This is a genomic window from Cupriavidus sp. 01L46 (assembly GCF_056399905.1).
The window spans coordinates 1-6030 of the sequence record NZ_JBFTSF010000344.1 but is presented as its reverse complement, the minus strand read 5'-3'; the positions used below and the strand labels follow the sequence as shown (position 1 = coordinate 6030).

Below are 6030 nucleotides of genomic sequence, written 5' to 3'. Positions count from 1 at the left end.
CTACCATGACATTAGGGTTTCTACTGATAATAGAGATAGCCCAACGACGCGCATAATTACTCAGTGTTATGCCTAGTATGCAGTTTTACGGACGGCGGTTGCGCTGGAGCACGGCAAGGCTGCTGAGCGGCACGCCCCTGGAGACCTCACGTCTCCTAAACTTCGATCACTTGAACAAGGGCTTCAATCGTGCCTCGACTGCAACTCACCGATGCGTTGAGCAACGGGACCGTGGAAGGCGAGCGACGGCTACACGCTCAACGCGCTCCAGCGCAACGCAAAGTGATCAAGACCAAGGAAAATCATGGACCAGACTGAAATCCCGGCGCGGCTACGCAAGCGCGAAGGCATCGGGGCGCGAGTGCTGCGCAAGGAGGATGCCCGTCATTTGGCGGGCAAAGGGAACTTCGTAGGCGACTTCGTGATACCGGGCATGCACGAAGTCGCCTTTCTGCGCAGCCCTTTGGCGCACGCGACCATCACTGGTGTCGAGTTTCCGGAGGAACTGACAGGGCAAGTGTTTCTGCGCGAGATGATGGCGGACGCAGCAGACATCGGCTCACCTTCGTCGCTGCCAACATATCAGCCGTCATTGCTGCCGCCACTGGCCAGCGGCAAGGTACGCTTCGTGGGAGAGGCAGTGGCTATGGCCATCGCCCCGACGCGTGCGGTCGCAGAGGACCTGCTTGAGCAAGTGCATGTCTCGTATGAGGAGTTGCCCATCTATCACGACTCTTGGTCTGCGCTTGCAGCTGAGGGTGAACTCATGCATGCCGGATGGAAAGACAACGTCTTTTTGACGCTGCGAGCCGACCGCGACTTCGACGAACTCGCCGCCAAGGCAGAGGTCAAAGTCAGCCGCACCATCGAGCTCTCACGCCAGTGCATTGCACCCATGGAGGGCAAGTCGGTGTTGGCCTATTGGGACTTCCAGGCCGATCAACTCGTCGTGGTTAGTGCAACGCAAGTGCCGCACCTGGTGCGCACCGGAGTAGCACAGCATCTTGATATGCCTGAAGAGGCCGTTCGCGTGGTGTCGCCCGACGTCGGCGGTGGCTTCGGCTACAAAGGGATGCTGTACCCGGAAGATCTGTGCATCGCGTGGCTGGCCAAGACTTACCGACGGCCATTTCGCTACCTCGAAGACCGGCGTGAACACCTGATCGTTGGCGCCAACACGCGTCAGCACCACTATCAGGTAACAGCCTATGCGGATCGAACTGGAAAGGTGCTGGCATTGGACGCGGTGATCACGATCGACGGAGGCGCATATTCGTACTGGCCGTTCTTCATCGGTCTGGAGCCAGGTCAGGCTCTTGGGAATCTGCCGGGCCCATACACCTTTCGCGGCTATCGCTGCGAGACAGTCTGCGTCGCAACGAACAAACCAGGCTTCATGCCCTACCGGGGCGTGGCGCGAACGGGAGTGTGCTTCGCAATTGAACTCTTGATGGACGCACTGGCGCGTGAGGTCGGGCGCGAGCCCTGGCAAGTCCGCATGGAGAACCTGGTTCCGGCCGATCAGATGCCATATGTCAACGTTGCCAACAAGCACTTTGACAGCGGCGACTTCCCAAAAAGTCTCAAGCGTGCGCTGGAGATGATTGGAGTCGAGGCGGTGCGGGAGCGTCAGGCTCGTGGGGAACCGGATGGACGCCGCATTGGCATCGGCACTGCAACCTATACGGAGCAGTCCGCCCATGGCACGTCGGTGTTCGCCACCTGGGGGTTGCCGGTCGTGCCTGGACACGACCAGGCCTCGGTCAAATTGACTGCGGACGGAGGACTCGAAGTTCGAGTCGGCGTGCATTCACATGGCCAGGGCATGGAGACTACTTTCGCCCAAATTGCGCACGACGTGCTGGGGATCCCCATCGTGCGCATCCGAGTCGTTCACGGCGATACCGCCCTGACCCCCTTCTCTTCGGGCACGTACGCTTCCCGCGCAACAGTCATGTCAGGCGGCGCCATCTCAACCGCATGCAAGGAGCTGTTGCCACGCTTGCAGGCGATCGCCGGCCACCTGATGGGAGTGGAGCCGCAAGCCGTCGTTTTGCTGGAAGGGCGCGCCTTCGCGGGCGAAAAATCAATTTCCCTGGCCGACGTGGGACGTGCCTGGTATCTCACGCCACAAGAATTGCCTTCCAACGTCCATCTTGGTGGGTTGGAAGTGTCGCGTGCGTATAAGCCCAAAGTCGACACCGGCACTTTCACGTATGCGAGCCACGCGGCAGTTGTCGCGGTCGACACCGAAACGGGGAATGTCGAAATCCTCGACTACGTGGTGGTCGAAGACTGCGGCACGATCGTCAACCCCATGATTGTCGAGGGGCAGACCATCGGAGGGATTGCCCAAGGCATCGGCACCGCGATGTACGAGGAGAGTCCTTACGACGATCAGGGTCAGCCACTGGCTTCCACGCTAGCTGACTACATCCTGCCTGGCGCAACCGAAGTGCCGCGCATTCGCATCGATCACTTCGAGACAYCGTCTCCCCACACCGAGTTCGGCGCCAAAGGCGTGGGCGAAGGCGGCGCAATTGCGCCCCCCGCAGTAATCTTCAACGCGGTAAATGACGCGTTGCAGGGCACTGGCGCTGCGGAGCTACTTATGACCCCTTTAACACCACGTCGTCTGCTCAAGGCTCTCGAGGCCTCGCAACAGGAACAGGAGGGCACGAAGTGAAGGCCGCTAAATTCGCATACACACGAGCCCTCGAGGTGGATGAGGCGCTGAAGCTATTGGCCAAGGGTCGCGGAGCGTCGAAAGCGATCAGCGGCAGCCAGTCTTTCGGCCCGATGCTCAACTTGCGACTGGCGCGGCCATCGGAGGTGGTTGAGATTGCCAACATCGCAGGCCTACGCAGCGTTAGTCAAATGGCCGACTCTATCGAAATTGGCGCCGCCGTCACGCACGCCGAAATCGAGGACGGCCTGCACAAGCCCCTGGTGCAGCATCCGATGCAGCGGGTCGCGGCGGGCATCGCCTATCGCGCTATCCGCACGCGCGGCACGGTCGGGGGCAGCCTCGCACACGCCGACCCCGCGGCTGACTGGGTCGTCACGCTCGCGGCACTGGGTGCGCGCATCCGTTTGAGGTCCCCGCGCGGGGAACGCACGGTTGAGGCTGATGCGTTCATGCTCGGCGCCTATACAACCGTGCTCGAGTTTGATGAGTTGATTGTCTCAATCGCTGTGCCGTCCCAAACGAGTACCACGCGGTGGGGGTATTACAAGTTTTGCCGCAAGCCCGGCGAATTCGCTGAAGCTAGCGCGGCGGTCTATCTCGACGCCGCGCGCAACTGCGCGCGCATCGCTCTAGGAGCTGTCGATGGGCCACCTATCCTCCTGAAAGACCTCGCGGCCACGATCGCCAGCGAGGGCGCCAACGCCGCGAGTCGTGAGCAACTGCGTGCGGCCGTCAGCACGGCGCTTCCCGAGCGCGACCTCTGCGATCAGAAGCTCTTTACAGCATGCGTTGAGCGTGCACTAGAGCAAGCCGGCGTTCTTGCCCGGCGACAAGCCCCATCGGAGTGAAGACTTGGACCCCATTTCCATTCAAGTGAACGGCCGCAGCGTCTGCCGGCAAGCCGAGCCGAGAATGCACCTCGGCGACTTTTTGCGTGACGAGTTGCATCTCACGGGCACACATCTGGGCTGCGAGCACGGTGTCTGTGGCGCTTGCACGGTTCTGATCGATGGTCAACCGGCACGCTCGTGCATCACCTTCGCCGTGGCATGTGAGGGCCACGAGGTCACAACGATCGAAGGCTACGACGACGATGCAGTGATGCAACTGCTGCGCCCAGCATTCACGCGCCACCACGCACTGCAGTGCGGCTTCTGCACGCCCGGCATGCTCGCCACGGCGCGCGACATCGTAATTCGTCTGCCTGACGCGAGCGAGGCACGGGTGCGTCTTGAGTTGTCTGGAAACTTGTGCCGTTGTACTGGATACCAAGGCATCGTGAACGCGATCTTGGACGTACTGCAAAATCAGCGTAACTCGCCCGACCCGCGAGTCCAAAAGTTGCGTGAGACGTGGCACGCATCACGCGCGATTGCAATCAACTGCGCCTCCGTTCCAACGCAGGCAAATCAGCCAAGGTCGACGGCGCCAAAATCATGTTCGCCTACGCCCCCATTCATGACGGATTCGCTGCAAAAGGCGTCTCAACTGTCGAGGAGACCGTCAACTGCTGCGTCGGCCGCACATACGGAACTCGCGGATGTCGACCCCGCCGCAATGGCGAAAGCGAAAGCTAAAGGCAACTGTATTGACGTCAATTTCGATGTACCGTACCCGCTGGAGCAGGTATGGGAGTTCATGGGTAACCTGCCTGCGGTCGCATCGTGCCTACCTGGCGCGACTATCGACTCGCACGAGGGTGAGAAGGTCAGGGGCACAATTGCCATCAAGTTTGGTCCGATGTCGGCGGCCTTCGCAGGTGCGGCGCGGCTGGAGCGTGACGACGTTGCGAAGCGCGCTGTGCTTCGCGGTGCCGGTCAAGACAGCCTGAGCAATTCGCGCACCCAAGGAGATATTACCTATCGACTGGAGACCTTGGCGGCGGACAACACCCGTGTTCATGTGGACATGGTGTACGCTTTGCAGGGACCGTTAGCGCAATTCTCGCGCTCCGGTCTCGTCAAAGACTTCGTGCGCCGCATGGTGGCCGACTTCGGCAAGCAAATCACGTACCGCCTCAGCGGACAAACGGCGCCGTCCGACAAGCCACAGCCCTCGGTCTCGATCGCCGGGATGATGTGGAGCGTGCTTTGGAATCGCGTGCGTGGGTGGTTTGGAAAGCCCCCACAGGCGTAAAGCGGCTTGCTCGACCCGCCCCTCAGATTTTCAAATCTCGAGATCAACGTGCAGGAGCGCTGAAGGCCCGGATAACTCGCATCGGAGCCAACAGCACCTACGCAGCGGGCTAGTTAACGTCGAGCAGGTCTCCGTAGTGCACACGTCTGCCTTTTTGTCCACGTACAAGCCGCTCAGGAGTTTCAATGAGTTCATTGCCTTACGGTCATCACGTGCGCGCCAACGGGGTGCGCCTTCACCTGCTGCGCTATGGAGGGCAAGGGCCTCGCTTACTCCTGCTGCCGGGCATCACAAGCCCAGCCATTACTTGGGGCTTCGTCGCCGAGCGATTGGCACGTCACTACGATGTCCATGTCCTCGACTTCCGCGGCCGAGGCTTGTCGTCCAGCACGCCTGGCATCAACGCGAGCCTGGATGCGATGGCGTCGGACGTGCTCGACTTACTGGACGTCCTGGCATGGCCATCCGGGACGCTGCTGGGCCACTCGATGGGCGCTCGAGTAGCGATTCGCGCCGCGGCTCGCAATCCGCAGCGCATAGCCGAGCTGCTGCTAATCGATCCGCCAATGACCGGTCCCGGCCGCCGTACCTACCCGACTCCGCTGTCCTGGTATGTAGACTCAATTCGGCTAGCCGCGCAGGGCACGACAGCCGAAGAACTTCGCCCCTTCGCGCCGACTTGGTCTGAGGAGCAACTGCGGCTGCGGGCCGAATGGTTGCACACCTGCAATGAGGACGCTGTCGTACAAGCGTACTACGGGTTCCATCTGGACGACATCCACGCTGACTTACCGAGGCTGCATATCCCCGGACTTCTGATGGCGGCAGGACGCGGGGGCGTATTGCTGCCGGACGATTTGGCGGAGATCAAAACGCTTGCACCGGGTCTGGTGCAATGCACTGCAGCCAACGCGGGACATATGATTCCGTGGGATGATGAGGGAGATTTTTACCGTCTTCTTGGTGAGTACCTCAAGGTCGATCTGTTATCGCAGAAATGAGCCGTAGTTGGTTTCCTTATCACAACCATCGGAGTGATACACTCATCGCATGACAACACCAGCAATTCCGAGATGACCACAAGGCGCGCTCCCGCTCAGAAGAAGAAAAAGAACAGTCCAATCGAGCCGGCTAAGTCCTCAGTTCCGCTGCCCTTCAGCCCTGTTCGTCAAGTTATGTGGGACCGGCCTGGCTTCCTGATTCGT

General features: G+C 60.5%; 4 protein-coding genes. All 4 read left to right on the top strand.

The window, feature by feature from the left end:
- The first annotated feature begins 304 nt into the window (after nt 1–304).
- Nucleotides 305–2686 carry a xanthine dehydrogenase family protein molybdopterin-binding subunit gene (locus tag AC1DS3_RS33740; protein WP_477128875.1) on the top strand — a complete coding sequence of 794 codons (2382 nt, stop codon included), beginning with the start codon at nt 305–307 and terminating at the stop codon, nt 2684–2686.
- Nucleotides 2683–3537 carry an FAD binding domain-containing protein gene (locus AC1DS3_RS33735; protein WP_477109170.1) on the top strand — a complete coding sequence of 285 codons (855 nt, stop codon included), beginning with the start codon at nt 2683–2685 and terminating at the stop codon, nt 3535–3537. Before AC1DS3_RS33740 ends, AC1DS3_RS33735 begins: the two co-directional genes overlap by 4 nt.
- Nucleotides 3538–3601: 64 nt before the next feature.
- Nucleotides 3602–4825 carry a xanthine dehydrogenase family Fe-S subunit gene (locus tag AC1DS3_RS33730; RefSeq protein WP_441633180.1) on the top strand — a complete coding sequence of 408 codons (1224 nt, stop codon included), beginning with the start codon at nt 3602–3604 and terminating at the stop codon, nt 4823–4825.
- 185 nt (nt 4826–5010) lie between these two features.
- Nucleotides 5011–5826 carry an alpha/beta fold hydrolase gene (locus AC1DS3_RS33725; protein WP_441632900.1) on the top strand — a complete coding sequence of 272 codons (816 nt, stop codon included), beginning with the start codon at nt 5011–5013 and terminating at the stop codon, nt 5824–5826.
- Nucleotides 5827–6030: the final 204 nt, after the last annotated feature.

Coding starts and splice junctions, on each gene's coding strand:
- AC1DS3_RS33725 (WP_441632900.1), top strand. CDS start 5,011: ATGAGTTCATTGCCTTACGGTCATCACGTGCGCGCCAACGGGGTGCGC.
- AC1DS3_RS33730 (WP_441633180.1), top strand. CDS start 3,602: ATGCACCTCGGCGACTTTTTGCGTGACGAGTTGCATCTCACGGGCACA.